The 1,020-nt window shown below is 36.3% G+C and carries 3 pseudogenes; all 3 read left to right on the plus strand.

The features are described from left to right. Positions 1–221, plus strand: a pseudogene (locus ACFIQE_RS10760) (hypothetical protein); the annotation flags it as partial. Between the two features lie 207 nt (positions 222–428). Next, positions 429–776: pseudogene (locus tag ACFIQE_RS10765) on the plus strand (hypothetical protein). After that, positions 763–1,020: pseudogene (locus tag ACFIQE_RS10770) on the plus strand (hypothetical protein); the annotation flags it as partial. The pseudogenes ACFIQE_RS10765 and ACFIQE_RS10770, both read left to right, overlap by 14 nt.

The raw sequence follows: 1,020 nt of genomic DNA on the forward strand, positions 1-1,020 counted from the left end.
TCGTAACTGGTCAAGCAATTGGGATATCAAAAACATTTATGCCAACTTGTGGAGAGCTTTTAACTTATTGCCAGACAGTAGAAAACACCCTTCTTTCAAAAGCCGAAAGTGTACGCAAGACTGTTTTGAGCACCCGTGAAAAAAGGCTGAAAGAAAAGGCAATGAGAGAGAATTCAAGACCACTCACGTTGGTTGAAAAGCAAAAGCTTGAAGGAATTTAAATGGTCTTGGGGGAACAGTAAAAAACATTGCAGGTTAGTAAACTAGTGAAAAGCGCTGATCATTTTGGGATTAGATATGTGTTTAAACCGACAAAAAGGCACCGTACAAAGAGATTTGAAGTTTTTTACTACAATTAAAAACACAAAACGCTCTGTACGGTCAAATTTTAGGTAAATAGACCAATTGGTAAATTATGGACTAAAAACATGAGAATATTAAAAGACCTGTCCTTAAAAAAGCGTAAACAGCCAATGCAAAAAGAGTTTGTTGCAACAGCTGTTGATTATGTTCCTTGGGGGGGGACGGAGCGGCAGAGTATTTTTACAACCTCTACAAATATGAAGACGGTACAAGAGAATGTGAAAAGTTTGATGGCGGCCAGTATTATACCACACCAGAATGCGGATTTTAGTACCAAAGCGCAAGTGAAAGCATGGGTTTACGGTGGTGCTATTCCGAAAAGCATTCTGAATTACGAACCTCTTATAGATGAGATCAATAAAGAGATCAAAAAATTATCGAAAGCCGCAGGAAATAAATATTTTTACAGATAAGCAGCGAAGAGCCTTGTTTGGCATTATAACTTTTATATTTTTATGTTTTTTAGGAATTAAAAAAATCTTGACTTTATTCAGAGTATTTTGACATTCGCGTCTGTTTCTTTGGTAATAGTCACAACGATTTTTGCAATTTTAATATTCCTTCTGAATTGCAGAGCAACCCAAAATATAAAGATGATGATACAACGGGTTGGGTGAAACTAACACGTGATTTACAACAGTATTTGCACAGACTCTT

The sequence above is a fragment of the Bartonella sp. AA1HLJMS genome (assembly GCF_042197445.1).
In the GTDB taxonomy this organism is placed as follows: Bacteria; Pseudomonadota; Alphaproteobacteria; order Rhizobiales; family Rhizobiaceae; genus Bartonella.